23 protein-coding genes are annotated in these 26,280 nt (G+C 69.8%); 14 read left to right on the top strand and 9 right to left on the bottom strand.

Annotation, left to right across the window (positions count from 1 at the left end):
• The first annotated feature begins 2 nt into the window (after positions 1-2).
• Positions 3-3,071 (top strand): SUKH-4 family immunity protein, encoded by a 3,069-nt coding sequence (locus AQJ46_RS52230; RefSeq protein ID WP_079072318.1) that lies wholly within the window; start codon positions 3-5, stop codon positions 3,069-3,071.
• Positions 3,072-3,294: 223 nt separating this feature from the next.
• On the top strand, positions 3,295-4,182 hold the full coding sequence (locus AQJ46_RS17435) for a hypothetical protein (protein WP_059206471.1): 888 nt from the start codon (positions 3,295-3,297) through the stop codon (positions 4,180-4,182).
• 148 nt (positions 4,183-4,330) lie between these two features.
• Here the strand turns inward: AQJ46_RS17435 and AQJ46_RS17430 are convergent, their stop codons facing one another.
• Together AQJ46_RS17430 and AQJ46_RS17425 are read right to left on the bottom strand one after the other, a co-directional pair.
• Positions 4,331-5,938 (bottom strand): sodium/solute symporter, encoded by a 1,608-nt coding sequence (locus tag AQJ46_RS17430; protein WP_059206470.1) that lies wholly within the window; start codon positions 5,936-5,938, stop codon positions 4,331-4,333.
• On the bottom strand, positions 5,935-6,342 hold the full coding sequence (locus AQJ46_RS17425; protein WP_059206469.1) for a DUF485 domain-containing protein: 408 nt from the start codon (positions 6,340-6,342) through the stop codon (positions 5,935-5,937). Before AQJ46_RS17425 ends, AQJ46_RS17430 begins: the two co-directional genes overlap by 4 nt.
• 249 nt (positions 6,343-6,591) lie before the next feature.
• Between AQJ46_RS17425 and AQJ46_RS17420 the strand changes: the two genes are divergently transcribed.
• Together AQJ46_RS17420 and AQJ46_RS17415 are read left to right on the top strand one after the other, a co-directional pair.
• Complete coding sequence (locus tag AQJ46_RS17420; RefSeq protein WP_059206468.1) at positions 6,592-6,843, top strand: RHS repeat domain-containing protein; 252 nt, start codon at positions 6,592-6,594, stop codon at positions 6,841-6,843.
• 210 nt (positions 6,844-7,053) lie between these two features.
• Positions 7,054-7,452: a nuclear transport factor 2 family protein gene (locus tag AQJ46_RS17415; protein ID WP_059206467.1), complete on the top strand. Its 399-nt coding sequence runs from the start codon at positions 7,054-7,056 to the stop codon at positions 7,450-7,452.
• Between the two features lie 141 nt (positions 7,453-7,593).
• Here the strand turns inward: AQJ46_RS17415 and AQJ46_RS52225 are convergent.
• Positions 7,594-8,420 (bottom strand): IS5 family transposase gene (locus tag AQJ46_RS52225; protein WP_225887344.1). Its coding sequence is split into 2 segments (ribosomal slippage): positions 7,594-8,100 and positions 8,103-8,420, totalling 825 coding nucleotides; the frame shifts between segments, so codons are not numbered across the junction.
• Between the two features lie 133 nt (positions 8,421-8,553).
• Here AQJ46_RS52225 and AQJ46_RS17405 point away from each other — a divergent pair.
• The 3 genes from AQJ46_RS17405 (at position 8,554) to AQJ46_RS17395 (ending at position 11,130) form a co-directional block, all read left to right on the top strand.
• On the top strand, positions 8,554-10,212 hold the full coding sequence (locus AQJ46_RS17405) for a hypothetical protein (protein WP_059206465.1): 1,659 nt from the start codon (positions 8,554-8,556) through the stop codon (positions 10,210-10,212).
• A 198-nt stretch (positions 10,213-10,410) separates the two neighbouring features.
• On the top strand, positions 10,411-10,764 hold the full coding sequence (locus tag AQJ46_RS17400) for a hypothetical protein (protein WP_059206464.1): 354 nt from the start codon (positions 10,411-10,413) through the stop codon (positions 10,762-10,764).
• Between the two features lie 87 nt (positions 10,765-10,851).
• Complete coding sequence (locus AQJ46_RS17395) at positions 10,852-11,130, top strand: hypothetical protein (protein ID WP_059206463.1); 279 nt, start codon at positions 10,852-10,854, stop codon at positions 11,128-11,130.
• Here AQJ46_RS17395 and AQJ46_RS52220 read toward each other — a convergent pair.
• From AQJ46_RS52220 to AQJ46_RS17390, 3 genes are all read right to left on the bottom strand, one after another.
• A complete protein-coding gene (locus AQJ46_RS52220; RefSeq protein WP_079072317.1) occupies positions 11,102-11,314 on the bottom strand; it encodes a DUF397 domain-containing protein in 213 nt (70 codons plus the stop codon). The genes AQJ46_RS17395 and AQJ46_RS52220 overlap by 29 nt on opposite strands.
• A 136-nt stretch (positions 11,315-11,450) precedes the next feature.
• Positions 11,451-11,516 (bottom strand): DUF5753 domain-containing protein, encoded by a 66-nt coding sequence (locus tag AQJ46_RS58450; protein ID WP_263972875.1) that lies wholly within the window; start codon positions 11,514-11,516, stop codon positions 11,451-11,453.
• A 404-nt stretch (positions 11,517-11,920) separates the two neighbouring features.
• Positions 11,921-13,423, bottom strand: a complete 1,503-nt coding sequence (locus tag AQJ46_RS17390; RefSeq protein WP_107117277.1) for an MFS transporter — start codon at positions 13,421-13,423, stop codon at positions 11,921-11,923.
• 415 nt (positions 13,424-13,838) lie between these two features.
• On the opposite strand from AQJ46_RS17390, the gene AQJ46_RS17385 reads away from it, so the two are divergent.
• The 3 genes from AQJ46_RS17385 to mfd all read left to right on the top strand — a co-directional run bounded on the left by AQJ46_RS17385 (position 13,839) and on the right by mfd (position 21,022).
• On the top strand, positions 13,839-14,627 hold the full coding sequence (locus AQJ46_RS17385; RefSeq protein WP_059206461.1) for an ABC transporter ATP-binding protein: 789 nt from the start codon (positions 13,839-13,841) through the stop codon (positions 14,625-14,627).
• Positions 14,624-17,203: an ABC transporter permease gene (locus AQJ46_RS17380; protein WP_059206460.1), complete on the top strand. Its 2,580-nt coding sequence runs from the start codon at positions 14,624-14,626 to the stop codon at positions 17,201-17,203. Before AQJ46_RS17385 ends, AQJ46_RS17380 begins: the two co-directional genes overlap by 4 nt.
• A 288-nt stretch (positions 17,204-17,491) precedes the next feature.
• The gene (gene mfd, locus AQJ46_RS17375; RefSeq protein WP_059206459.1) at positions 17,492-21,022 is read left to right on the top strand and encodes a transcription-repair coupling factor; all 3,531 of its coding nucleotides are present in this window, start codon (positions 17,492-17,494) and stop codon (positions 21,020-21,022) included.
• Positions 21,023-21,085: 63 nt separating this feature from the next.
• On the opposite strand, the gene AQJ46_RS17370 is transcribed toward mfd, so the two are convergent.
• Positions 21,086-21,688, bottom strand: coding sequence for a TetR/AcrR family transcriptional regulator (locus AQJ46_RS17370; protein WP_059206458.1), 603 nt, complete (start codon positions 21,686-21,688; stop codon positions 21,086-21,088).
• A 115-nt stretch (positions 21,689-21,803) separates the two neighbouring features.
• Between AQJ46_RS17370 and AQJ46_RS17365 the strand changes: the two genes are divergently transcribed.
• Together AQJ46_RS17365 and AQJ46_RS17360 are read left to right on the top strand one after the other, a co-directional pair.
• On the top strand, positions 21,804-22,718 hold the full coding sequence (locus AQJ46_RS17365) for an SCO6745 family protein (protein ID WP_059206457.1): 915 nt from the start codon (positions 21,804-21,806) through the stop codon (positions 22,716-22,718).
• Positions 22,719-22,736: 18 nt separating this feature from the next.
• Positions 22,737-23,351: a nucleotidyltransferase family protein gene (locus AQJ46_RS17360; protein ID WP_059206456.1), complete on the top strand. Its 615-nt coding sequence runs from the start codon at positions 22,737-22,739 to the stop codon at positions 23,349-23,351.
• 54 nt (positions 23,352-23,405) lie between these two features.
• Here AQJ46_RS17360 and AQJ46_RS17355 read toward each other — a convergent pair whose 3' ends face one another.
• Positions 23,406-23,591, bottom strand: a complete 186-nt coding sequence (locus tag AQJ46_RS17355) for an antitoxin (RefSeq protein ID WP_059206455.1) — start codon at positions 23,589-23,591, stop codon at positions 23,406-23,408.
• Between the two features lie 193 nt (positions 23,592-23,784).
• Here AQJ46_RS17355 and AQJ46_RS17350 point away from each other — a divergent pair, with 193 nt between their 5' ends.
• Both AQJ46_RS17350 and AQJ46_RS17345 read left to right on the top strand, forming a co-directional pair.
• On the top strand, positions 23,785-24,507 hold the full coding sequence (locus AQJ46_RS17350; RefSeq protein WP_404828460.1) for an HNH endonuclease family protein: 723 nt from the start codon (positions 23,785-23,787) through the stop codon (positions 24,505-24,507).
• 81 nt (positions 24,508-24,588) lie between these two features.
• Positions 24,589-25,332: a GNAT family N-acetyltransferase gene (locus AQJ46_RS17345; RefSeq protein ID WP_059206453.1), complete on the top strand. Its 744-nt coding sequence runs from the start codon at positions 24,589-24,591 to the stop codon at positions 25,330-25,332.
• A 66-nt stretch (positions 25,333-25,398) separates the two neighbouring features.
• Here AQJ46_RS17345 and AQJ46_RS17340 read toward each other — a convergent pair whose 3' ends face one another.
• A complete protein-coding gene (locus AQJ46_RS17340; protein ID WP_059206452.1) occupies positions 25,399-26,193 on the bottom strand; it encodes a hypothetical protein in 795 nt (264 codons plus the stop codon).
• Positions 26,194-26,280 lie beyond the last annotated feature (87 nt).

Genomic DNA, 26,280 nt, shown 5'->3' with positions numbered 1-26,280 from the left:
CGATGGTGACGTTCGCGCAGGCGCAGGAGCGCGCGGAAGAGTGGATCAACGGGGATGTGCCGTCGTACCAGCATCGTGAGGTGCGGGTGCGGGAGTTCGACCTCGGGTTCGTGGTGTGGGCCGAGGACCGCGCGGAGGGGCCGCGTTCGGACGGCGGTGCGCAGCGGCTGGTGATCGCCCGGGACAGCGGGGAGGCCACGCTGTGGCCCTCGCTGCCGGTGGGCGAGGTGATCCGCCGGTACGAGGAGACGTACGGACGCGAGGACGGGGTCGAGGATGCGGGGGGCGCGTCCGCGGCGTCCCGGGTCGATCTGAACCAGACGTCGTTTCTTCTGACACCGCCGGAGTGGTTGCAGGACGCGGCGGACAAGCTGGGGATCGGCGGCGACGGGGCGGGGGTTTCCTCGGGGGCTCGGGACGGTGGGGCCGGCGATGCGGGGTCCGGTGCTGGTTCGGGTGCCGCGCCGGGGGTGCCTGCCGGGGCGAGGCCGTGGACCGGGACCGACACCAACGGGGGTGAGGACCTCTCCGTGGCGTTGCCGGAGACGGTGTTCTCGGCGCCGGTGAGCGGTGGCGGTAGCGGTACGGAGGAGGGGGCTTCGTCGGCCTTGGAGGGCTCGGAGGTCGTGGAGGTCTCCGAGGGCGTGGACCTCCAGGAGGTCTCGGAGGCCTCGGAGATCTCGGACTCCAGGACCGCGCGGATTTCGGGGGGTGCCCGGTCGTCGTCCGGGGTGCGTGAGGAGGAGGGGGCGCGGGGGGTTACGCCGCCGGGTGCGTCCTCGTACGGGTATCCGCAGGGGGCCGGTGCGGCGGGTGCGGCTGCTGCGGGTGGGCCGGGGGCTGGTGTCACGCCTCCGCCTGCGCCGGGTGGGTCTTCGTACGGGTATCCGCAGGGTGCTGGTGCTGGTGCTGGTGCTTCGGGTGCGGTTGCTCCTCCGCCTGCGCCGGGTGGGTCTTCGTACGGGTACCCGCAGGCTTCGGGTACGGCTGGTCCTCCGTCTGCGCCAGGGGCGTCCTCGTACGGGTATCCGCAGACGCCCGGTGGTGGCGCTGGGGCGCCTCAGCCGCCGGGTGTGGCCGGCGTTCACGGTGCTCCGGGGCCCGCGCCGAGTGCCGGGGACATCGCCGATGTCGCCACCAGCAAGTTGGCGCCCCCCTCGCGCGGGGCGCAGGCCGGGGGACCGACCGCGCCGCCTCCGCCGGGTCCCCCCGGGGTACCGGGTGCGCAGCCGGCGGGCTCGACTCCGCCGCCCGCTCCTGGTGCGCCGGGGGGCGGGTATGTGCCCACGCAGTTCGTGTCGGCGCCGGGTGTCGAGGGGCCTTCGGGATCGGGAGCACCGCAGCCTCCGGGCACACCGTTCGCGCCTGGTGGTGCGCCGACTCCGCCTCCACCTGGGGCTCCGGGTATGCCGAATGCGTCCGGCGGGCCGGGGTTCCCGGGTGCTTCGGGTGGCCAGGGGTCGTCTCAGTTCCCGGGTGGGCCGGGTGGGTCTGGTGCTCCGCGGCCGCCCGGTGCTCCGGGTGTGCCTAGTGCTCCCAGCGCGCCGCAGCCTCCTGGTGCCCCTGGTGTTCCACGGACCGTGCCTGGGGCCGTGCATCACGAGGAAACGGTGTTGTCCTCGCCCCCGGCGGGTGGCCCCGGCATGCCTCCGCCGCCGCAAGCCCCCCGCTCTCCTGGCGCCCCCGGTACCCCGGGCTATCCCAGCGCCCCGGGGGCCCCTGGAACCCCCGGCGTCCCCGCGGCGGCTCCAGGCGCTCCGCAGCCGATGCCGCCCGGCACGATGCCGCCCCCGCCTCCGGGTGCCGTACCGTCCCCGGGCCCGGTGCCCCCGCCCGGCCAGCCGTTGCCGGGACAGCCCGCGCCTGGGCAGTTCCCGTCCGGGCAACCGTTGCCGGGGCAACCCACACCGGGACAGCCCGTGCCGGGGCAGTCTCTGTCCGGGCAGCCGTTGCCGGGCCAGCCCGCGCCCGGACAGGCCCCGTCGGGGCAGCCGATGTCGGGACAGTCCGTGCCGGGACAGCCCGCCTCGGCTCAGTCCTCGCCCGGACAACCCGTGCCCGGTCCCGCGCCGGCCTACGGCTACCCCCAGCAGACGCAGCCCACCGTCGGGCCCGGATATCAGGCCGTCCTTCGCTACCGTGCGCAGGACGGGTCGGAGCAGCAGTTGATCCGGCGGTCGGCGCCGGGGACGCCGCACCCCGAGTGGCAGATCTTCCACGAGCTGCGTGGCATGAACGTGCCCCCGGACCAAGTGCTGGAGCTGCACACCGAGTTGGAGTCGTGCGAGCTGCCGGGGGCGTACTGCGCGCGGATGATCCGGGAGCAGTGGCCGCAGGCGCGGATCGCGAGCATCGCGCCGTACGGCACGGATCACGCGAGCCGGCAGCAGGGCATGCAGCAACTGCTGGCGCACCAAGGCGAGTTGCACCAGGTGGCGGACGGGCCCGCCCGCCCGGCGCCGGTGCGCGCGCCGCTGCCGCCCGTCCAGGCCGCGCCGCCGATCCCGCCGGAGGGCGTGGCGCAGGAGCTGGCGGGGGCTTTCGGCCCCGGCATCTTCCGGTTCGAGCAGGCCGCGGTGTCCCGCCAGGGCGTACCGCCGGTCGTCGCGCACTCCCTGGTCGTGGCGGGGTTGCCGTTGGACATGGGCCCGTTCTTCTGGGCGCAGGCCCAGCCGGGGCGTCCGGTGCCGACGCTGGCCGAGCTGGCGGCCGAGCGCGGGGTGCAGCCGGCCTCCGACGCGGGCTCGTACCTCGTCATGGGCAGCGACTTCGGCAAGGCGATCTGCGTGCAGTACGGGACGGCGAACATCGTCGCCGTACCCGTCGAGGCGGGCCCCGGCGGTGCCCCCGTACCGCCGCAGTTCGTGAACACGGGCCTGCCCGAGTTCCAGCGCTGCCTCGCGCTGCTCGGCCGGATGTGGCGGCTTCGCTTCGGTCTGAACCAGGAGCAGGCGGGCCGTTGGACCGTCGACTTCCAGGCCCAGCTGGCCTCGCTCGATCCGGCGGCGCTGGGTTCGCCGGAGAGCTGGTGGTCGGTGCTGCTGGAGCAGATGTGGGACGGGCTGCTGTGACGCCCCGCCGCTGATCCGCACGTGTGCGTGGAGGGCCGGGCCGGTCGTGTGACCGGGCTCGGCCCTTTCGCATGTGCGCGATCGACGACCGTCGTGACCAAGACCTACCGGGACCTGTACGCGGAGTGTCGCGTTATGAACATTTCTGTCCGATACATCAAGATGTGCGCGAAATCATCATTTCGCGTCCGTTCGTGTTGTTTCGGCGGAGAGGGGTTCCAGGATGAGCAGCGCATGGGTGTCGCCGCAGGGGTTCGTGGCCGTACGAGGGCGCGGCTACCGTCCCGAACAGGTCGACGCGTATGCCGCCGCCCTGTCCCAGGACCGTGACGCCGCCTGGGAACGGGCCGCTCGGCTCACCGTGCTCGCCCGGGAGATGGAGGAGGAGCTGGTGTGCCTGCGGGAGGTCGTGGCGGGCCTGGCCCCGCAGGCGTACGAGGCGCTCGGCGAGGGTGCGCGGCGGCTCTTCGAACTGGGGCAGGAGGAGGCCGCGGACGTCCGGGAGAGGGCGCGGCAGAAGGCGCAGCGCCTCGCGGACGAGGCTCAGGCGCACGCCGACGGCGTACGGGATGCCGCGCAGGCGCACGCCGACACCGTGCTCTCCGAGGCCGACGAACGCGCCCGTCAGCGGCTGCTCGCCGCGCGCGCCGAGGCCGACGAGATCCGTGTCGCCGCCCGGCGTGAGGTGAAAGCGGGGCGCGGGGAGGCGCTCGCCGCGTTGCGCGACGTACGACGGCGCACCATCGGGATGCTCGCCGAGCAGACCAATGAGCATGCGGAGCGATGGGCCGAGGTGGAGCGGGCCGAGGAGGAACGGGCGGCCGAGGCGGACGCGCGGGGCGCCGAACGGTTGGCGCGGGCGGAGGCGGCTCTGTCGGACGCGGAGCGGGAGTTCGCGGAGGCGGAGGCCTCGGTGGGACGCCGAGAGGAGGACGCACGCGCGCGTGCGGCGGAGATCCTCGCGGAGGCCCGGGCCCAGGAGGAGCGGATCGCCGTGGAGACGGAGCGGGTGCTGCGGGAGCACGAGGAGCGCCGGGACGAGGTACAGGCACAGATGGACCACGTACGCAGCAGCCTGACGGCGCTCACGGGCACAGCAGCGACGGAGTGACAGCCGGGGCGGCCGGGCAGGCAGGGGCGCAGGCCTGGCGCCGGCTGCCTGCACCCACTCAGGGACGCGGGGCTGTATCGATCTGCGGCTACCGCCGCGCGGGCGCGACCAGCTCCCACCGACCCGCACCCGACAGACGACCCCGGGCTCACCCCCTCCGCACGGCCCCCGCCAAGATCCACCCCTCCACCGCCTCGTACTGCCGCCGCTGCTCCTCCGCCTTCCGCCGCCCGGAAATCACCGTCCCCAGCCATCCGAACAAGAAGCCCGCAGGAATGGACACCAGCCCCGTCGTCGTGAACGGCAGCCAGTTGAAGTCGGCTTCGGGGAACGCGGACACAGGCGACCCCGACACGAGATTCGTGCCCGGCATCAGCAAGAGCACCGTCAGCGTGCCGCCGATCAGCGTGCACAGCAGCCCCGTCCGCGTGTAACGCCGCCAGAACAGGCTGTACACGAGCGCCGGCGCCAGCGCGGACGCGCCGACGCAGAAGGACAGGATCACCAGCGGCTGCAGACTGCGGTGCTGGATCAGCGTCGCGAGGAAGATCGTGGGGACGCCGACCGCCAGCGCGGACAGCCGGGCCAGCAGAATCTCGCGGTGCGCCGGCATCGACCGTGCCCGCGCCGCGAACACGTCATGCGCAAGGGAGTTGGCGCAGGCGAGGATCATGCCGGCGACGGAGGCGAGAAGGGTGAGGAAGAGCGCCGTGGTGACGGTGGTGAAGAGAAACGTCTCTCCGGTCGACACCTCGGGCCCGAACACCGCCCGGGAGCCCAGCAGATACGCCGTGTTGCCCTGCGGATCCGCCTCCGCGATCACGGTCCGTCCGATCATCGCCGTCGCCCCGACCCCGACGACCGTGATGACCAGGACGAACACGGCCACCGACGACACCGCCCAGGACATCGAACGGCGCACCTGACGTGCGCTGGACGCGGTGTACATGCGCATGGTGACGTGCGGCAGACACGCCCCGCCGATGACGACCGCGAGCTGCGAGGTGATCATGTCGATGCGCGGGTACGGCCCGCCCGCGAACTCCAGGCCGGAGCGCAGGTAGTCCGGCCCCACCCCGCTCTGCCGGGCCGCCGTGTCGAACAGCGCCGCGGGGTTCCAGTCGAAGCGGTTCATGACCAGTACGGCGACCACCGCGCCGGATCCGAGGAGCATGACGATCTTCAGGATCTGGATGAGGGCGGTGCCCTTCATGCCGCCGATGGCCGCGTAGCTGATCATCAGGATGCCCAGGCCGATGATGAAGCCCGTCTTCAGGGAGTCGCCGGAGAATCCGAGGATGAACGCCAGGAGTTGGCCGGTGCCGGCGAGCTGTACCAGCATCAGCGGCATCAGCGCGGCGAGGGTGACCAGGCATGCGGCGATGCGTACCGCACGGCCCGGCATCCGGCGCGCGAGCGCGTCGCCCATGGTGAACCGGCCCGCGTTGCGCAGGGGTTCGGCCAGCAGGAACATCAGCAGCATCAGCGACAGGACCGTGCTCAGCGCGAGGACGATGCCGTCGTAGCCGTAGAGCGCGATGACCCCGCCGGTGCCGAGGACGGTCGCGGCGGAGATGTAGTCGCCCGCGATGGCGAGGCCGTTGCGCATGGCGGACAGGGAGCTGTAGCCGGTGTAGAACTCGTCGAGGTCGTCGCGGTCCGGGCCGGTCATCACGCACAGCAGGAGGGTGATGGTGGCGACGGCGGAGAACGCCACCAGGCTCATCGCCTGTGCGGAGTCGCTGAAGCCGGTCATCGGCCGCCCACCTCTCGCCTGGCGTCCACCTCGGACTGCTTGCGGATGCGGTCCGCGAGCGGGTCGACGTAGCGGCGCGCGGTGTGCTCGTACACGGCGATCGCCAGCCAGGTGACGGGCAGTTGGAGCAGGGCGAGGAGCAGGCCGATGGGCAGTCCGTCGGTGACGCTGCTCGCCATGAAGGACGGCGCGTACGCGGACAGCACCAGGAAGAGCGTGAAGTACCCGAGCGCGGTCAGCGTGGCGGTGCGCCGCTGCCACCGGTAGGCGCTGCGCAGGATCCGCAGGTCGCTGTGGTGGCCGAGCGGGGCGCGGTGGCGCGAGTGCCGGGTGGCCGGTTCGGGCGGCGCGGGGGGTGGCTGCCAGGGGTAGGTGGGATACGGCTGTGACGGGTCGTAAGACACCCGGTGCTCCTTGCGAGGCTCGGGTCCGGCGCGGCGGACCGCAGGGAGTTGGGGGGTGGACAGGGGAGCGGAGCCCCGCACGTTACTCGGCGGTTCGGAGTTGTACACCCCTTTCGACAAACTGATCGGTCGGTATGCGCTTACTTCTCTGACCTGCGGTGTTACCCCCGTTAACTCAGACTTTTGGTCTCATCGCAGCGTGCTCGGACCCTTACGCCCGGTGCGTGTCACCACATCGACTACACGCTGTTGAAGCTGGAGTACGACGGGAACAAGGCCCGGCAGCGCTTTAGTCGCCTCACTTACGGCTATGACCATGCCGACCAGCTCGCCACGGTCAAGGACGACGAGGGCAACACCTGGTCGAACGGCTACGACTTCCTCGGCCGTGAGACGGACGTCGTCGACCCCGACTCGGGTGCCGCGTCCTCCGAGTGCAACGAGCTGGACCAGGTCGTGGCAGCGACGGACGCCCGCCCGAAGACGATCGGCTTCACGTAGAGCTCGTAACACGATCATGGTGAAGGGCTGTTGAGTCGTCTCCAGCAGATCAGTCCGCAGGTCAGGGCGACTATGGCGTTGTGGAGGTCGAGCCGTCTGCCAGCGGACTGCGAGGCGCTTGAACTGGCGCGCGACGGTCTGCCTCGACGACATTCCGCAGCCTGTCGAGACCGACGATGTCCGGCACCCCTTCGCTGTTACTGTCGCGCCATGTCCAAGATCGAGATAGACGTGGTGACCGCCGAGTTCTTCGAGGCCTTTGACAACCGGGGCGGCAAGGCTGCTGACGTGGCCCGGATCCGCCGGCTGGTTCTTCCGGGTGGCGTGATCGTCAAGACCGGCCCGGAGTTCACGGTCTACACCGTGGACGAGTTCATCGAGCCTCGCCAGCGGCTGCTGACCGACGGTCGGCTGGTCGAGTTCTCCGAGTGGGAGACCTCTGAACGGACAGAGATCGCGGGCGATATCGCGTCGCGGTTCGGCGAGTACCGCAAGTCCGGGATCTTGGATGGTGAGCCGTTCGAGGGAGACGGGACCAAGACCATCCAGTTCGTCCGGACCTCCGAGGGCTGGCGGATCGCAGCGTTTGCCTGGTATGACCAGCCCTGACCGCGGGGCGGTCCGGCTGCGGCTTTTCAGCTTGGGTTGATGTGGTGCACCGCACCGGGCTCAATCCTCCTCGTTCGGCACGGCATATCGAGCACCTTGACGGCCGGGTCGCCCCGCCCCCGGAATCGTGGACACAGGGCGCTATGAGCTCGTAGCACGGTCATGACTGTGCTTCTTGAGGCGTCTCCAGCAGATGAGGCTGCATGCGAGGGAGACGAAGGCGTCGTGGAGTTCGGTGCGGCGTTCCCAGCGGACGGCGAGGCACTTGAACTGGTGGAGGAGTGCGAAGGTCTGCTCCACCACGTAGCGGAGTTTGCCCAGGCCCTTGATGTTGGGGGCGCCCTTGCGGGAGATGACTGGCAGGATCCGCCGCTTGCGCAGCTCACGCCGGTTGGGGTTGGAGTCGTAGCCCTTGTCACCGAGAAGTGAGTCGGGGCGGCGGCGCGGGCGGCCGGGCCGTCCGGCCACGGGCGGGATGCCGTCGATGAGGGCAAGGGTCTGGGTGACGTCATTGACGTTCGCCGCGGTGGTGATGACCTTGAACGGGGTACCGCGTCCGTCGCAGATGAGGTGGTGCTTGCTGCCAGTCTTCCGCCGGTCGACAGGCGACGGACCGGTGTCGGCTCCCCCTTTTTCGCGCGGATGTGGGAGCCGTCCACGCACGCGCGCGACCAGTCGAGTTCGCCGGCCGCGTTCAGCCCGGCGAGCAGGAAGCGGTGCAGCTGGTCGAAGACACCGGCCTGCTGCCACCGTTCCAGGCGCCTCCAGCAGGTCTGCCCGGAGCCGAACCCCAGCTCCAGCGGCAGCAGTTGCCAGGCTATGTCGTTGCAGAGGACGTACAGGATGCCCTGCATACACAGCCGGTCCGCCACCGGCCGCGGCCCCGGCGCCCGCTCCGGCCAGGGCGGCAGCAGTGGCTCGATCAACGCCCACAAGTCGTCATCCACGATCCACGGCCGAGTACTCACACCCTCCCGAACGGCCGAATCGTCACATCGGTCACGCCCGACCAGAGCACTTCAACAAGATCGTGTTACGAGCTCGTACGACCTGCTCGGCCGCACGACGGGCAAGCTCGACGGCCGCGTACCCGTCGTGAATGTGGCTCCCGCACCCGAGGACTCCAAGTACCTCGCACGCTGGTCCTACGACACGATCGCCAAGGGCCGGCTCACCTCCGCCATCCGCTATGTCGGCGGAAAGGCGGGCAACGCCTATGCCCTGACCAACGCCAAGTACGACAAGCTCTACCGGGTCCTGAACGAGCAGTACACGATCAGCAAGCCCGAAGGGGAGCTGGCCGGCGCCAACGGCGTGTGGACCATCACCAACGCCTACAACCTGGACGGCACCCTGCAGAAGCGGACCATCCCCGCGATGGGCGGTCTCGGCCAGGAGGTCCTCAAGTACGGCTACACCGAGCAGCGGATGCCGGACACCCTGGAGGGCCTGACGGGCATCGTCCAGAACACCGACTACCTGCCCGCCGGTGAACAGATCCGCACCACGCTGGGCGTCTCGTCGTCCGCCGACTGGACGGAGATCAACCGCAGTTACGAGACCGGCACCAAGCGCCTGGCTCGCCAGAGCGTGGTGTCCGAGACCCACACCGGCACCGACGCGGACGTGTGCTACCGCTACGACCCGGCCGGCAACCCCGTCGAGATCGAGGACAAGGCCACCAGCCCCACCGACCGGCAGTGCTTCACCTACGACGGTCACCGCCGTCTGAAGTCCGCAATGGTCGACCACGGCCGACTGCGCCACCGCGCCCGCCCAGGCGAATGTGGGCGGGCCGGGCAAGTACTGGCAGTCGTTCGCCTAGGACAGCGCGGGCAACCGCAAGACGGCGACCGACCACCTCACCGGCGCCACCACGTCGTACGTCTACAAGACGGCCGACCAGCCCCGCCCGCACGCCCTTGCCTCCACCGAGACCAAGAAGGCGGACGGCACGGTCGGTGCCCGCGCCGAATACCGCTACGACGCCTCGGGCAACACCGACACCCGCACCATCGGCGGCAAGACCCAGGACCTCGACTTCTCCGTCGAAGGCAGCCTGGAAAGGTCACCGAGGCCGACAGGACGACCACGGAGTTCCTGAACGACGCCGACGGCAACCGGCTCATCCGCAGGGACGCCGCCGGCACAACGCTCTACCTGGGCGAAACCGAGCTGCGCCTCGACAAGGCCGGCGGCAAGGTCGCGGCCACCCGCTACTACACCCACGGCGGCCAGAGCGTCGCGGTGCGGACGACGGCCGGGCTGAGCTGGATGGCCGCCGACCCGAGAGCCGAGGGGTCCTTCAAGGACTTCCTGGCGGGCTCGGGCCACAACCTGCTGTCGGGTTGGGAGGCCATGGCCGAACTCACCCCGAGCTGCTGGTTCCAGGACCGCGGCGCACCCACCGACATGTTCGACGAGTTCGTCGAGGGCAAGGGCGTCGACAAGGACTCCCAGGCGTACGACTCCGGCGACGACGCGGCCGAGGTGGCGGGCTGGCTCACCGGTATTGGCGGCCTTGCCAAGACGCTGATGAAGAAGCTGGTCAAGAAGGGCGAGAAGAAGGCGGATGACCTGCACGCGTATTATGTACTGGCGGGCGAGACGCCGGTATTGGTGCACAATTCGGAAGGGTGCCCTGGCGGGGTTGACGACGTCTGGCATGAGGGCACGTTCGAAAATCCAGCAGATAGTTTCGAGTACCACTGGAAAAAGCATGGCGAGCCATTGAATATCATGCCCGAGAAGTACTTGTAGGATTCCGACGACTGGGCGAAGGAACTCGCCGAGCCGGGTGGAAAGAAGGGCTACAACGCAAAGAGGATGCCGTTCGATGACGGTAAGTGGGGCGTGAAATACTCGGACCCTGGCGGCGGCAAGGGTGGGATCATCGGCCCGAACGGGCGAGTTGTTTCCTTCTGATGCGACGAGGCTCACTAGGGGCAGGGAAGTGTGATGCTCGAATTTACGGACGCCTACACGCTGTGGCGCGACTTGCCGTTCCCTCGGAGTGGGTCAAGCAAGGAACTGATCCTCACGCATAGTGACCTCGCGGAAATCGACGAGTATGTGACAACCGTGATCCGATACGTGGAACGCGGGATCTTCAAGCCGGCGCCGGTCGATGTTCTCTCGATGCTTCAGGACTTGATGCGTCGAATTGACCGGCTCGGTGACTCTGTGTCAGGCGTTGACCAGGTCGTGGCCCGCTCGCACCATGCGTACGCGGCGCTGCTCGACCTTGTTTATCGGCAGTTCCTCCATGCGGGGCCGCCGATGGGATCCGACCGGATCGACGAGCAGCCGTGATGCCCCGCCAGGTCCGCGCGGCGCAAGTCCTGGTGTGGGGGTTGGCGTTCGCGGGGGATGGTGGTCATCCTTGCCTTGCAGGAAGGGATGACGTCCTACGGTCTGGGTGATCTGATGGCGCCCTGGATTCTCGTCTGGGTATGCGCATTGCTGGCTCTGACCTACGACGGCAGGGCGCGGGGCGGGATCCGGGTCACGACCGTCGTGGTGATGGTGTTCGTCCTGGTCTCGTCCTTCAACCAGGCGCTCGGCGCGACGGCGCCCTCGGAGTTCGTGGACGCCGCCCTGCGGATCGTGCTCGGGCTGCCCGTGGTCGTCCTGCTGTTCCTGCCGGAGACTACGGCGTGGTTCGACCGAGCGAAGTGACGAAGCTCTGCCAGGCCGGGATCGAGACGAAGATCGCCGGCCCGGTCGGGTTCTTGCTGTGGCGGACGGGGACGAACGGGCGGGCGGTGTCGGCCACTTCGAGGCAGTCGCCGCTGCTTCCGCCGCTGTAGCGGGACGAGGTCAGGGCAGAGGCGTCAGGGATGCTGTGCTCGTTGCGCTTCATGCTCGTCATCCTCTGCGACTGACCTGATCAATGCATAGGCGATGGGAGGCAGGTTCTCGAACCACATCAGCGAGACGAAGCCCTCCATGAGGGCGTGGTAGCCGAAGGAGAAGGGCAGCACATGTTCGTCGTCGCTCTAGGGCGCCGCACCCGAGCTGAGCACCTCGCGCGCGTAGGCCGGGGTCTGAAGGATGCCGGGCACCAACTTGGGGGCGTAATCCCGGATTTCCGTCGCCACCGGCCGCCTCCCGGCGTCGTTTCAGCTCGGCGCCGTACTGCTGCCTCGTCAGCGGATTGTCCTCGATCGCCACCGATCAACTCCCCCTCGTGCGGACCCCGTTGTCACGCTCAGCTACCTTCCGAGCGTACCCAGCGTCACGTCACTCTGTGCATGCATCAGCACAGAAAGTGAAGGTGATGGCGTGGACCTCACGAAAGAGCAGGAAGAGGGCATGGCCGGGGCGCAGATCACCCTCCAGTTTCGCGGGACGGGGATCGCACCTGGGGACCCACGGTGACGTACCGCCCGACGTGGAAGGACGCGCCCATCGACCTGGCGGGCCGCTTCCCGCCGTGCCGGTGTCCGAGGTGCACGCGTGCGTAGGCTCACCGCTCCTCGAGCACCGGAAACCGCCGTGGCGCCAGCACCAGCAGCACCACGAATGCCAGGGTCGCCGCGCACCCCGCCCCCACGTACACCGTGTGCACCGCGTCCGCGATGGCCGCGCGGGTCGTCTCCGGGGCCGTGCCGGCGTCCAACGCGCGCGTGACGGAGTCGAGGTCGCTCGCGCCGCCCAGGCGGGCGGCCAGCACACCGTTGGCCACCGCGCCGAAGACCGCCGCGCCCACCGTCTGGCCGGTCTGGCGGCAGAAGAGGACGGACGCCGTGGTCGTGCCGCGTTCCGCCCAGCCGACCGTCGACTGGACCCCGACGATCAGGGGGAGTTGGAACAGTCCCAGCGCGGCGCCCAGGAGCAGCATCAGCAAGGTCGGCTGCCAGGCCGCGCCCGGGTAGGGGAGGAAGGGGAAGGCGAACAGGATCAGGGCTGCCATGCCGATGCCGAGCATCGCCGTGTTGCGGAACCCGATGCGCCGGTACACATGCTGGCTCAGGGCCGCCGACACCGGCCAGCTCAACGTCCATACCGACAGCACGAATCCGGCGGCGACCGGGGTGAGACCGAGCACCGACTGGGCGTACGTCGGCAGGAAGACCGTAGGGGCGACCATGAGGAGTCCCAGGGCGCCCAGCGCCAGGTTCACCGCGGCGATCGTGCGGCGGCGCCACACCCAGCCGGGGATGATCGGCTCCGCCGACCGGTGTTCGATCAGGACCACGGCGGCCACCAGGGCGAGCCCCGTGCCGAACAGGCCCAGTGACGGCCACGACAGCCACGCCCAGGCCACCCCGCCCTGCACGAGCGCCGTCAGCAGCACGCCCCCGCACGCGAACACCGCGAGCGCGCCCGCCCAGTCGACACGCGCGCGCGTGGAGGTCTTCTCGGCGCGCCGCGGCTCGTGCAGGTGACGGACGATCAGCCACAGCGCCACCGCGCCGATCGGCAGGTTGACCAGGAAGATCCACCGCCAGTCCGCGTACGCGGCGAGCACCCCGCCGATGCCCGGTCCCGCGACCGCCGCCACCGCCCACACCGTGGACAGCTTGGCCTGGATCTTCGGGCGCTCCTCTAGCGGATACAGGTCGGCGGCGAGCGTCTGGACCGTGCCCTGCAGCGCGCCGCCGCCCAGCCCCTGGACGATCCGGAACGCGATCAGCGCCCCCATGTTCCACGCCACCGCGCACAGCAGCGAGCCGAGCAGGAACACCACCGAGCCCGCGATCAGCACCGGCTTGCGCCCGAAGGTGTCGGAGAGCTTGCCGTAGACCGGCAGCGTCACCGTCACGGCCAGCAGATAGCCGGAGAACAGCCAGGAGAAGACCGAGAAGCCGCCCAGGTCGCCGACGATCTGCGGGACCGCCGTGGAGACGATGGTGGCGTCCAGGGCCGCAAGGGCCATCGCCAGCATCAGGGCCGCTACGACAGCCCCGCGCCGGTTCGTGGAGACGTGCCGCGCGGGCTCCCGTATCGCCGGCTTCGTGTCGTCCACGCGGATTCCTTCCCCCTGCATCTATCTGCCGGCGACCACTCTCCCACTTGCACCTCACGCGACGGCAGGGTGCAGCCTCGCTGCAGCGGAGGGTGGAGCCGTACTCCGGGATCGCCTCCACCTGGCGGTGGACTGCCCCTAGGGGTACCTCCGTACTACGGCTCAGGGAGGGTTCGTACCGCCGGAGGAGGAGAAGGGCCATGGTCCGTCCTTAACCTGGCTTTACGCCGCTGGGGAGCGGTGGGGGAGGGGACGACCGGATCGACGGGGGTGGGGTTTTCCCCCGTAGAAGAGGGTGCTGAGCACCAGCGCGCCGGACCGTCTCGCGGCACCAGACTGAACGCCGTACCCAAGCAACGAACCGATCGCCCTACAGATCGGCTGTTGACTCGCTGACCGACATAGGAGAAATACCGTGACATCGGCTGTAACCATCACCAGGCACGGGGGCACTGGAGGGCGTACGGCCGTTGCCGCGCGGGCGCGGCAGGTCGTCAAGGCGTACGGGTCCGGTGAGACCCGTGTCGTCGCCCTCGACCATGTGGACGTGGACATCGCTCGCGGGCAGTTCACCGCGATCATGGGCCCCTCGGGGTCCGGCAAGTCCACTCTCATGCACTGCCTCGCCGGACTCGACACCGTGACGAGCGGTCAGATCTACCTGGACGACACCGAGATCACCGGCCTGAAGGACAAGAAGCTCACACAGCTGCGCCGGGACCGGGTCGGATTCATCTTCCAGGCGTTCAACCTGCTGCCGACGCTCAATGCGCTCGAGAACATCACGCTGCCCATGGACATCGCCGGCCGTAAGCCCGACAAGCAGTGGCTCGCACGCGTGGTGGACACCGTGGGACTTTCCGACCGGCTCAGGCACCGGCCCACCCAGCTCTCCGGCGGACAGCAGCAGCGTGTCGCCGTGGCCCGCGCCCTGGCGGCGCGTCCCGAGATCATCTTCGGTGACGAGCCGACCGGAAACCTCGACTCGCGCGCGGGTGCCGAGGTCCTGGGCTTTCTGCGCAAGTCCGTCGACGAACTCGGGCAGACCATCGTGATGGTCACGCACGACCCGGTGGCCGCCTCGTACGCGGACCGTGTGCTGTACCTCGCCGACGGCCGGATCGTCGACGAGATGTACAAGCCGACCGCGGAGGCCGTCCTGGACCGCATGAAGGACTTCGACGCCCGGGGGCGTACGTCATGACCGTCATGAAGACCTCCATGCGCAACTTCTTCGCGCACAAGGGACGCATGGCACTGTCGGCCGTGGCGGTCCTGCTGTCGGTCGCCTTCGTCTGCGGGACACTGGTGTTCACCGACACGATGAACACCACCTTCGACAAGCTCTTCGCGGCCACGTCCTCGGATGTGACGGTGAGCGCCAAGGGCGCCTCCGACAGCGGCGAGACGACCTCGGACAACGGCAAGCCGCCGGTCATGCCGGCCTCCGTGCTCGGCAAGGTGCGCGAGGCGCAGGGCGTGAAGGCGGCGGAGGGGACCGTCTTCTCGACCTCGGTGACCGTCGTGGACGCCGAAAAGGACAGCCTCTCGCCGTCCGGCGGCGGCCCGACCATCGTCGGCAACTGGAACCGCAACGACGCCCGCACCATGAAGATCACCTCCGGTACGGCGCCGAAGAACTCCGGCCAGATCATGGTCGACAAGGACACCGTCGACAAGCACCACCTGAAGCTCGGTGACGAGATCGGCGTGATCAGTGCGGTCGGCACGCACACCGCGAAGATCTCCGGCGTCGCCGAGTTCCAGGTCACCAACCCCGGTGCCGCGATCTTCTACCTGGACACCAAGACCGCTCAGGAGAGCCTGGTCGGCGAGACGGGCGTGTACACCAACGTCAACGTCACGGCCGCTTCCGGGGTGACCGACGCTCAGCTCAAGACGAACGTCGCCGCCGAGCTCGGCGGTGGCTACAAGGTGCAGACGGCCAAGGAGACCGCCGACGCCAACCAGAAGGACGTCGAGGGCTTCATGAACGTCATGAAGTACGCGATGCTCGGCTTCGCCGGGATCGCCTTCCTCGTCGGCATCTTCCTGATCATCAACACCTTCTCGATGCTCGTCGCGCAGCGGACCCGTGAGATCGGCCTGATGCGGGCCATCGGGTCCAGCCGCAAGCAGGTCAACCGTTCCGTGCTGGTCGAGGCACTGCTGCTGGGCGTCACCGGTTCGGTGCTCGGGGTCGGCGCCGGCGTCGGCCTCGCGGTCGGCCTGATGAAACTCATGAGCTCCCTGGGGATACACCTCTCGACCAGCGACCTGACGATCGCCTGGACGACCCCCGTGGTCGGACTGCTCCTCGGCGTGGTCGTCACCGTGCTGGCCGCCTGGCTGCCGGCCCGCCGCGCGGGCAAGGTCTCGCCCATGGCCGCCCTCCGGGACGCGGGCGCCCCCGCCGACGCCAAGGCGGGCCGCGTACGGGCCCTGCTGGGCACCCTCCTGACCGGTGGCGGCGCCTGCGCGCTCTACCTGGTCACCCAGGCGGACAAGGCCAAGGAGGGCTCCCTGTGGCTCGGCCTCGGCGTGGTGCTCTCCCTGATCGGCTTCGTCGTGATCGGCCCGCTCCTCGCCGGCGGCGTGGTGCGCGTCCTGGGCGCGGTCGTCCTCAGGGTGTTCGGCCCGGTCGGCCGCATGGCCGAGCGCAACGCCCTGCGCAACCCGCGTCGTACCGGAGCCACGGCCGCCGCCCTGATGATCGGCCTCGCGCTGGTCGCCTGTCTGTCGGTCGTCGGTTCGTCCATGGTCGCCTCGGCCACGGACGAGCTCGACAAGACGGTCGGTACGGACTTCATCATCCAGTCCGACAGCGGACAGCTGGTCACGCCGGCCGCGGTGAAGGCCGTCAAGGAGACGCCCGGCCTTGAGCGGGTCACCGAGTACAGGATCACGGAGGCCGACTACACGACCCCCGACGGCAAGACGCTCAAGGACACCGACATCACGGCGGCCGACCCGTCCTACGCGACCGACCTGCAGACCAAGACCGTCGCGGGGAAGCTCGCCGACGCCTACCGGCCCGACTCGATGTCCGTGCACGAGAAGTTCGCCAAGGCGCACGGCATCCACCTGGGCTCGAAGATCAAGGTCGCCTTCAAGGACGGTGCGACCGCCGAGCTGACGGTCCGGGCGATCACCAGCAGTGACGTCGTCATCGACGCGGGTTCGAAGTACATCTCGATCGCCACGCTCGCCAAATACGTGCCGGCCGACAAGATGCCGCTCGACCAGTTGGTCTTCGCCAACGCCAAGGACGGGCAGCAGGACGCCGCGTACAAGTCCCTGAAGTCGGCGCTGCACGACTATCCGCAGTACACCGTGCGCGACCAGACCGACTACAAGGAAGCCTTCAAGGACCAGATCGGGCAGCTCCTGAACATGATCTACGGCCTGCTCGCCCTCGCGATCATCGTCGCGATCCTCGGTGTCGTGAACACCCTGGCGCTCTCGGTGGTCGAGCGGACCCGGGAGATCGGCCTCATGCGCGCGATCGGCCTCTCGCGGCGCCAGCTGCGACGGATGATCCGCATGGAGTCGGTGGTCATCGCGCTCTTCGGCGCCCTGCTAGGCCTGGGGCTCGGCATGGGCTGGGGCGCGACCGCCCAGAAGCTCCTCGCCCTGCAGGGCCTGAAGGTCCTGGAGATCCCCTGGCCGACGATCATCGGCGTCTTCGTCGGATCGGCCTTCGTGGGCCTGTTCGCCGCCCTGATCCCGGCGTTCCGGGCGGGCCGGATGAACGTCCTGAAGGCGATCGCGACCGAATAGCCACCCTGGGGACGGGGAACGCCCGGCGCCGAGAAGTCACGGGGGACTTCTCGGCGCCGGGTTCTTCGTTGTCCACGGGGGGCGGCTTGCGGGTTCTTCGTTGTCCACGGGGGGCGGCTTGCGGGCTCTTCGCTGTCCACAGGCGGCCGCGGGTGGGGCGGGGTTGTCCACAGGCTCCGACGGCCGGGCCGAGGCCGTCGTAGGCTGGAGACCCCCCGGCCCTTCGTTGTGTCGGGCCCTTCGCGTTGTCCACCCCCCAGAAACCCCCCCGGACGAAAGCCGCCCAGAATGAGCCTGCACGGTCTGCTCGACGCCGTCGTCAAGGACCCCGCCCTCGCGGAAGCGATCACGGCGGCCCAAGACGGCAACCGCATGCACGTCGACCTGGTCGGCCCACCGGCGGCCCGTCCCTTCGCGGTCGCCGCCCTCGCCCGGGAGGCCGGCCGGCCCGTGCTCGCGGTGACGGCGACGGGCCGCGAGGCGGAGGACCTGGCCGCGGCCCTGCGCTCCCTGCTCCCCTCGGAGGGGGTCGTGGAGTACCCGTCCTGGGAGACCCTCCCGCATGAGCGCCTCAGCCCCCGCAGCGACACCGTCGGCCGCCGCCTGGCCGTCCTGCGGCGCCTCGCCCACCCGCGCCCCGACGACCCCGAGACCGGCCCGGTCTCCGTGGTCGTCGCACCCGTACGGTCCGTGCTCCAGCCGCAGGTCAAGGGCCTCGGCGACCTGGAACCGGTCGCCTTGCGCACCGGGCAGACGGCCGACCTGAACACGATCGTGGAGGCCCTCGCCGCCGCCGCGTACGCGCGCGTGGAGCTCGTCGAGAAGCGCGGCGAGTTCGCCGTACGAGGCGGCATCCTCGACGTCTTCCCGCCCACCGAGGAACACCCCCTGCGCGTCGAGTTCTGGGGCGACGACGTCGAGGAGATCCGCTACTTCAAGGTCGCCGACCAGCGCTCCCTGGAGGTCGCCGAACACGGCCTGTGGGCCCCGCCCTGCCGCGAACTGCTCCTGACGGACGACGTACGCGCACGCGCGCGTGCCCTCGCCGAGGAGCACCCCGAGCTCGGCGACCTGCTCGGCAGGATCGGCGAGGGGATCGCCGTGGAGGGCATGGAGTCCCTGGCTCCCGTCCTCGTCGACGACATGGAGCTCCTGATCGACGTCCTGCCCAAGGGCGCCATGGCCGTCGTGTGCGACCCGGAGCGGGTCCGCACGCGCGCGTCCGACCTCGTGGCCACCTCGCAGGAGTTCCTCCAGGCGTCCTGGGCGGCCACCGCGGGCGGCGGCGAGGCGCCCATCGACGTCGGCGCGGCCTCCCTGTGGTCCATCGCCGATGTCCGCGAGCACGCGCGTGAGCTGGACATGATGTGGTGGTCGGTGTCGCCGTTCGCGGCGGATCTCGAACTGGAGGCGGACACCCTCCAGCTCGGCATGCACGCCCCCGAGACCTACCGCGGCGACACCGCCAAGGCCCTCGCCGACACCAAGGGCTGGCTCGCCGACGGCTGGCGCACCGTCTTCGTGACCGAGGCGCACGGCCCCGCGGCCCGTACCGTCGAGGTGCTGGGTGGCGAGGGCATCGCGGCCCGCCTCGACGCGGAGCTCGCGTCCTTGAGCCCGTCCGTCGTGCACGTGGCGTGCGGCTCGATCGAATACGGCTTCGTCGACCCGGCGCTGAGACTCGCCGTGCTGACCGAGACCGACCTGACCGGCCAGAAGGCGGCCGGCAAGGACGGCGCCCGGATGCCGGCCCGGCGCCGCAAGACGATCGACCCGCTCACCCTGGAGACGGGCGACTACATCGTCCACGAACAGCACGGCGTCGGCCGCTACATCGAGATGGTCCAGCGGACCGTGCAGGGCGCCACGCGCGAGTACCTCGTCGTCGAGTACGCCCCCGCCAAGCGCGGCCAGCCCGGCGACCGGCTCTACATCCCCACCGACCAGCTGGAGCAGATCACCAAGTACGTCGGCGGCGAGGCCCCCACGCTGCACCGGCTGGGCGGCGCCGACTGGACCAAGACCAAGGCGCGCGCCAAGAAGGCGGTCAAGGAGATCGCCGCGGATCTCATCAAGTTGTACAGCGCGCGGATGGCCGCCCCGGGGTACGCCTTCGGTGCGGACACCCCGTGGCAGCGCGAGCTGGAGGACGCTTTCCCGTACGCGGAGACGCCGGACCAGCTCACCACCATCGCCGAGGTCAAGGAGGACATGGAGAAGTCGATCCCCATGGACCGCCTGGTCTGCGGCGACGTCGGTTACGGCAAGACCGAGATCGCGGTCAGGGCCGCCTTCAAGGCCGTACAGGACGGCAAGCAGGTGGCCGTCCTCGTACCGACGACCCTGCTGGTGCAGCAGCACTTCGGAACGTTCTCCGAGCGGTACTCGCAGTTCCCGGTGGTCGTGAAGGCGCTCAGCCGCTTCCAGACCGACACCGAGGCGAAGGCCGTCCTGGAGGGGCTGCGCGACAGCTCGGTGGACATCGTCATCGGCACCCACCGGCTGTTCTCCTCCGAGACCAAGTTCAAGGACCTCGGCCTGGTCATCGTCGACGAGGAGCAGCGTTTCGGCGTCGAGCACAAGGAGCAGCTGAAGAAGCTCCGCGCCAACGTCGACGTGCTGACCATGTCCGCGACCCCCATCCCGCGCACCCTGGAGATGGCGGTCACCGGCATCCGCGAGATGTCGACGATCACCACGCCCCCGGAGGAGCGCCACCCGGTGCTCACCTTCGTCGGGCCGTACGAGGAGAAGCAGATCGGCGCGGCCATCCGCCGTGAACTGCTGCGCGAGGGCCAGGTCTTCTACATCCACAACCGCGTCGAGTCGATCGACCGGGCGGCTGCGCGCCTGCGTGAGATCGTCCCCGAGGCGCGCATCGCCACCGCCCACGGCCAGATGTCGGAACAGGCCCTCGAGCAGGTCGTCGTCGACTTCTGGGAGAAGAAGTTCGACGTGCTCGTGTCGACCACGATCGTCGAGTCGGGCATCGACATCTCCAACGCGAACACACTGATCGTGGAGCGCGGCGACAACTTCGGCCTGTCCCAGCTGCACCAGCTGCGCGGCCGGGTGGGGCGTGGCCGCGAGCGGGGCTACGCCTACTTCCTGTACCCCCCGGAGAAGCCGCTGACGGAGACGGCGCACGAGCGCCTGGCGACGATCGCCCAGCACACGGAGATGGGCGCGGGCATGTACGTCGCGATGAAGGACCTGGAGATCCGCGGCGCGGGCAACCTCCTCGGCGGCGAACAGTCCGGGCACATCGCGGGCGTCGGCTTCGACCTGTACGTCCGCATGGTCGGCGAGGCCGTCGCCGACTACCGGGCCTCCCTGGAGGGCGGTGTCGAGGAAGAGCCGCCGCTGGAGGTCAAGATCGAGCTCCCGGTCGACGCGCACGTCCCGCACGACTACGCGCCGGGCGAGCGGCTGCGTCTGCAGGCCTACCGCGCCATCGCCTCGGTGAACACCGAGGAGGACGTCAAGGCCGTACGGGAGGAACTCGTCGACCGCTACGGCAAGTTGCCCGAACCGGTGGAGAACCTGCTGCTGGTGGCGGGGCTGCGGATGCTCGCACGCGCGTGTGGCGTCGGCGAGATCGTCCTCCAGGGCACCAACATCCGCTTCGCGCCGGTGGAGTTGCGGGAGTCGCAGGAGTTGCGGGTCAAGCGGCTCTACCCGGGCACCGTCATCAAGCCGGCCGTGCACCAGGTGCTGGTGCCACGCCCGAAGACGGCGAAGGTGGGCGGAAAGCCGCTGGTCGGGCGGGAGTTGCTCGGCTGGGTGGGGGAGTTCCTCACGTCGATCCTGGGGTCGTGACGGCGGGGGACCGTGACCGGGTGGCCTCCACGGTGTGAGCCGCGGTCGGGCCACCGGGTGACGTCAGGGCGTACGGAACAACGTGGTCGCGAGGGTACGGAACACCTCCTCGGGGTCACGGTCGCCGACCGGGCCGTCAAGGTTGTGGCCGAGGAGCAGCGTGGCGAAGCCGTGGGCCAGGGACCAGGCGGCGACTCCCGCGAGGCGGCTGTCGATGCCGAAGTCCTCGGCGTGTACGCCTGAGACCGAGGTGCGCAGGGCGTCGGTGGCCAGGGCGCGGGCCGTGGTGAGTTCGAGGTCGTCGGCGCGCAGCAGTCCGGGCGCGAACATCACCTGGAAGTGGGCCGGGTGTTCGCGGGCGAAGCGTACATAGCGCCCGCCCGCGTCCTTGAGGTCCGAGGCGTCGTTGAGGGCGGCCGCGAGCAGCGCGAAGCCTTCGGCGGCGATCGCCGTCAGGAGCCCGGTGCGGTCCCTGAAGTGGTGGGCCGGGGCCGCGTGCGAGACACCGGCGCGGCGGGCCAGGTCGCGCAGGCTCAGCCCGGCGGGGCCGTCGGCGGTGATGACGTCGAGGGCGGCGGTGAGGATCGCGTGGCGGAGGTCGCCGTGGTGGTAGCGGCGGTCCTGCTTGTCGGAGCGGTTCGGCTTGTCGGTTTCCGCGGATGCCATGGACAGAGCGTACGCCCGATCTAGGCATTGACAAGTTCAAGTCGCCCAGGCAATCTAGTCAGTGTCAAGTTCCGAGTGGGTTAGAGGGACTTCGCCGACGACGGGGAGGCATGTCATGTCGAAGCACGACGGCAGGACCGAGGTGGAGACCGGCGACGTGGCGCACGCTGTGGAGCCGGCCCGTGTGCGCCGGCTCTGGCACCTGCTGGAACCCCTGCACGCGGTGCTCTACTACGCGCCGGAGGTCTTCGAGGAGGCCGCAGCGCTCGGGTACGACACGAAGGAGCGCTGGCCGAGCTACTTTCCCCTGCGTGCCGCGCCGTTGGGGCCGGTGGGTGCCGAGCGGGTGGCGTCCGCCTTCTACAGCTTCAGCCCCCGCATGGTCGCCGAGCACATCGACTCCGCGTGGGCGACCGCCGAGCCCGGTGCGATCCTGGCGGCGAGGCTGCGGGGGATCGACCGGGCCTACCGCGCGATCTTCGGTGGCCGGGTCGACAGCCCCGAGCTGGTGGAGGCCGCCGCCCTGGCCCGGCGCGCGGCCGAGGCGGTGAACACCGCGGGCCGTCCGCTCGCAGCGGCCAACGCCGTGTTGGAGTGGCCCGAGGCCCCTCACCTCCAGCTGTGGCAGGCGGCCACGATCCTGCGCGAGCACCGCGGCGACGGCCACATAGCGGCCCTGCTCGTGGCCGGCCTCGACCCGGTCGAGTCGCTGGTCTCCTTCGCCGCGATCGGCGCCGCGTCGGTGGAGCGCTTCGAGAGCCGAGGCTGGAGTGCGACGGAATGGGGGTCCGCGCGTGAGCGTCTGACGGCCCGTGGCCTGCTCGACGAGAACGGCGAGGCCACGGACACCGGCCGCGACCTGCGCCACCGCGTGGAACACCAGACCGACCAACTCGCCGCAACGCCATGGCAGTTGCTCGGGACGGTCGACACGGACCGGCTCGCGGACCTGCTCGGTGACTTCTGGGTCGCGGTGCTGTCCTCCGGGCTGCTTCCGTCGGAGACGACCCTGGGCATCGGCAAGGTCTGACCGTGATAGTCAGGACGGATGCTCGGACGACTTCCGCTTGAGGAACAACTGGACGCGTTCCGTTCCGCGCTCGGCCAGAACGAGACCCTGGCCGAGGTGATGGCCAGGACGGCGACACTTGACCTGCCGGGCTGGTACGTGACGGCGGGCTGCCTGTTCCAGACCGTGTGGAACGTGGTCACCGGCAGACCCCCGACCCGGGGCATCAGGGACTACGACATCTTCTACTTCGACGACACCGATCTCTCCTGGGAGGCCGAGGACGCCGTCATCAAGGCGGGGCAGGAAGTGTTCGAAGGCCTGCGGGCCGAGGTGGAGATCCGCAACGAGGCCCGGGTGCACCTCTGGTACGAGCAGAAGTTCGGAGTGCCCTGCCCGCCGTACGACTCCACCGAGTCCGCCATTGACTGCTTCGCCGCGACGACTTGCTGTCTGGGCGTGCGGCCGGAACCCGACGGGACGTGGCGCGTCTACGCACCCCACGGGCTGTCCGACGTGTTCAACCTGGTGGTCCGCCCCAACCCCGTGCTCGCTCCGAGAGAGGTCTACGAGGCCAAGGCCGCGCGCTGGAAGGAGGAATGGCCGGAGCTCAGGGTGCTGCCATGGCCTACGGGTGCGCCCTCCGGGACGTGAAGCCGCCCGCGGGAGACGGATCTCCGCGGACGGTCCTCCGTGAGTCTTCGGTGCTTACGGCTGGTCGGGCCTGTCGCGATCCATGCCGAGCGACCCCTCGATCTTCCGCTGTGCGTCGTCGACCTGGCTCTCGTGCTTGTTGCCCGTCCGCTCGTTGGCCTTCCGTTCCGCCATGTCGGACATGTCCTTGGCCTTGTCCTGCGCCTGGCGGTTGCTCTTGAACCTGTCGAAGATGCCCATCCAGAGCTCCTTCCGGAGGTGACTCAGCAACGACGATACGGCCGATATGTTCCCAATGGCCACTTGAAAGGCTTGTGGTCTGGACCTCCTGTATGCCGCGGTGCGCCCGCTCGCTACGGTGTGCGAGACGCCGTACGGGGGAAGGCGCTCCCTGCGGGGGCCGGACCGGGTTTCAAGGGGAGGGGCGCACGTGATGCGTCTGAGGGGCGGGGCCGCGGCCGCCGTCGTGCTGGTGTTCGCCGTGGCCGGGTGCAAGGCGGAGACGACCACAGGGTCCGGCGGGCCGGAGGAGACCGGGGGTGCGGTCGGTTCGGGCGCGGCCCTCACCGCCGCCGAGTCGCTCACCGTGAAGGGGCGGGCGCCCAAAACGGGTTACGAGCGCGACAGGTTCGGCACCGCGTGGGCGGACACGGACTCGAACGACTGCGACACCCGCGACGACATACTCAAACGCGATCTGGAGGACGTGAAGTTCACCCGCGGGGACTGCAAGGTGTCCTACGGCGTGCTCGAGTCGGACCCGTACTCGGGCAAGGAGGTGACCTACCGGCGTGGTCGCAGCCAGGTCGACATCGACCACGTGGTCGCACTCTCCGACGCCTGGCAGAAGGGGGCCAAGTACTGGGAGCCCAGCAAGCGGATAGCTCTCGCCAACGACCCCCTCAACCTCCTCGCCGTCGACGCGAGCACCAACCGTTCCAAGGGGGACGGTGACACGGCGACCTGGCTGCCGCCGAACAAGAGGTACCGGTGCACGTATGTGGCCGCCCAGGTCGCCGTGAAGAAGAAGTACGGCCTGTGGGTCACGACCGCAGAGAAGTCCGCGATGGAGAAGGTCCTCTCGGGCTGCCCCGGCCAGAGGCTCCCGGCCGGCGGCAATCCGACGGCGGCGCCGCCGCGGTTCCACGCGGACTGAGGGCTCGCGCCGAGCGGTCGTGGGCCGGGGCGCGCGGGAAATGCGCTTTCCGGCGGGCGGGCCCGCGCCTACGGTGACCGCATGGAGCTGAAGGTGTCGAGTCTCGCCGAGCGTCCCGAGGTGCGGGAGCGCGTTCTCGGCATGGCCAACAGCTGGCCCGAGTTCGTGACCGAGGACCCCGTGGGCAATGCCCACTACGGACGGATCTCCGCCGAACTGCCCGAACACGTGCTGTACGCCGAGGACGAGCGGGGCGAGATCATCGCACACGCCCACAGCGTCCCCTTCGCCCTCCACACCGAGGACCGCGGTGAACTGCCCGCCCGGGGCTGGGACGAGGTGCTGGTGTGGGCGTTCGAAGATCTGCGTCATGGCGTACCGCCCGACACGGTCAGCGCGATCTCGGTCGTCGTCGACCCGCGCCTTCAGGGCCACGGCCTGTCCGCCCGGATGCTCTCGGCGATGCGTGACAACGCCCGCGCCCATGGCTTCAGCGAGGTCGTCGCGCCGGTCCGCCCCAGCGCCAAGCACCTGGAACCGCACACGGCGATCCAGGAGTACGCCTACCGGGTACGCCAGGACGGTCTGCCGTACGACCCCTGGCTGCGCGTCCACGCCCGGGCCGGCGGCGTCGTCCACGCGGTGGCACCGGCCTCCATGACGGTGTCCGGCTCCCTGGAGCAGTGGCGCCGCTGGACCGGACTGCCCTTCGACGCCCAGGGCGACATCGAGGTGCCCGGGGCGCTGGTGCCGGTGCGGTGCGAGCCGGAGCGCGGGTATGCGGTGTACGTCGAGCCCAACGTGTGGATGCGGCACGCCCTTTGAGCGTGCCGCGTCCATGGCGCGTCCTGGTGCCCCGCGTCTCGGCGTGGCACTGCAGGCCCCGGTGGCTCAGCCGCCCAGGGCGTCGAGGTCCAGGATCTCTCCGGCCGGCTTCCCCGCCGGGACCGGTTCGTCGAAGTCGCTGAAGGTGACCGACCCCTGGTCCGCTCCGGCCGTGCTGTCGATCCGCAGCAGATACGGCTTGCCCTCGGTGGCGACATACAACGTGTAGCGGTCCTTGCCGTCCTTCTCGTGCAGGGTGATCGCCGGCGCCCCGTCGACGGTGGTCGTGCTGCCGCGGCTCGCGTCGGAGTTGCTGTCCTCGGCGCCGTCGAGCACCGCGCCCAGGTCGCAGAAGCCCTCGAACTCCTTGGCGTCCTCACCCGTCGCCTTCGTCTTGGTCCACTTGCCGGCCAGCATGGCCACGGCCGCCTCGGTGTCCGCCTTCGACTCGCCCTCGCTCTGCTCACGCAGAAGCGCCTCGTCGAACTTCATGTACACGATGTCGCCGGTCTTGATCAGGTCAGCCTTGCCGTGGCCGCCCATGCCGATGGTGCCGGCGCACTCGCCCTTCTTGTTCACGAGGACGTCGAGGCTGATGGTGCCGCCGCTCTCGTCGTCGGGGATGGCACCCTTCACACGCAGCGAAGAGGCGCCGGTCGTGGCCTTTGTGGCCCGGTCGGCTATCTCGGCGCCGGTCAGCCCGGCGAACGGTTCCTTCTGCGCGGCCGACCTGCCCGGCTCGGCGGATGCGCTGGACGCGCTCGTCCTGCTGTCCGCCTTGTCCTGGTCCGGCTGGCAGCCGGTGAGTCCTGCGGTGGCCGCGGCGGCGATGCAGAGAGCGGCAAGTGCGGTACGACGCATGGTGATTCCTTGGTGGGGATGCGGTGAGGTGATGAGGTGCGGGGCGCGCTGTGCGTGGGACGCGCCGCCGGTGGTGAGCGAAAGGAG

Origin of the sequence: Streptomyces canus (assembly GCF_001514145.1) — a bacterium.
In the GTDB taxonomy this organism is placed as follows: domain Bacteria; phylum Actinomycetota; class Actinomycetes; order Streptomycetales; family Streptomycetaceae; genus Streptomyces; species Streptomyces canus.
This window is presented reverse-complemented; position numbering and strand designations above follow the sequence as displayed.

Bases quoted from the DNA above. Each gene is read 5' to 3' on its own strand.
- AQJ46_RS52230 (WP_079072318.1), top strand. From the start codon at position 3: ATGGTGACGTTCGCGCAGGCGCAGGAGCGCGCGGAAGAGTGGATCAAC.
- AQJ46_RS17435 (WP_059206471.1), top strand. From the start codon at position 3,295: ATGAGCAGCGCATGGGTGTCGCCGCAGGGGTTCGTGGCCGTACGAGGG.
- AQJ46_RS17430 (WP_059206470.1), bottom strand. From the start codon at position 5,938: ATGACCGGCTTCAGCGACTCCGCACAGGCGATGAGCCTGGTGGCGTTC.
- AQJ46_RS17415 (WP_059206467.1), top strand. From the start codon at position 7,054: ATGTCCAAGATCGAGATAGACGTGGTGACCGCCGAGTTCTTCGAGGCC.
- AQJ46_RS17400 (WP_059206464.1), top strand. From the start codon at position 10,411: ATGCTCGAATTTACGGACGCCTACACGCTGTGGCGCGACTTGCCGTTC.
- AQJ46_RS17395 (WP_059206463.1), top strand. From the start codon at position 10,852: ATGACGTCCTACGGTCTGGGTGATCTGATGGCGCCCTGGATTCTCGTC.
- AQJ46_RS52220 (WP_079072317.1), bottom strand. From the start codon at position 11,314: ATGAAGCGCAACGAGCACAGCATCCCTGACGCCTCTGCCCTGACCTCG.
- AQJ46_RS17380 (WP_059206460.1), top strand. From the start codon at position 14,624: ATGACCGTCATGAAGACCTCCATGCGCAACTTCTTCGCGCACAAGGGA.
- mfd (WP_059206459.1), top strand. From the start codon at position 17,492: ATGAGCCTGCACGGTCTGCTCGACGCCGTCGTCAAGGACCCCGCCCTC.
- AQJ46_RS17370 (WP_059206458.1), bottom strand. From the start codon at position 21,688: ATGGCATCCGCGGAAACCGACAAGCCGAACCGCTCCGACAAGCAGGAC.
- AQJ46_RS17365 (WP_059206457.1), top strand. From the start codon at position 21,804: ATGTCGAAGCACGACGGCAGGACCGAGGTGGAGACCGGCGACGTGGCG.
- AQJ46_RS17360 (WP_059206456.1), top strand. From the start codon at position 22,737: ATGCTCGGACGACTTCCGCTTGAGGAACAACTGGACGCGTTCCGTTCC.
- AQJ46_RS17355 (WP_059206455.1), bottom strand. From the start codon at position 23,591: ATGGGCATCTTCGACAGGTTCAAGAGCAACCGCCAGGCGCAGGACAAG.
- AQJ46_RS17350 (WP_404828460.1), top strand. From the start codon at position 23,785: ATGCGTCTGAGGGGCGGGGCCGCGGCCGCCGTCGTGCTGGTGTTCGCC.
- AQJ46_RS17345 (WP_059206453.1), top strand. From the start codon at position 24,589: ATGGAGCTGAAGGTGTCGAGTCTCGCCGAGCGTCCCGAGGTGCGGGAG.
- AQJ46_RS17340 (WP_059206452.1), bottom strand. From the start codon at position 26,193: ATGCGTCGTACCGCACTTGCCGCTCTCTGCATCGCCGCCGCGGCCACC.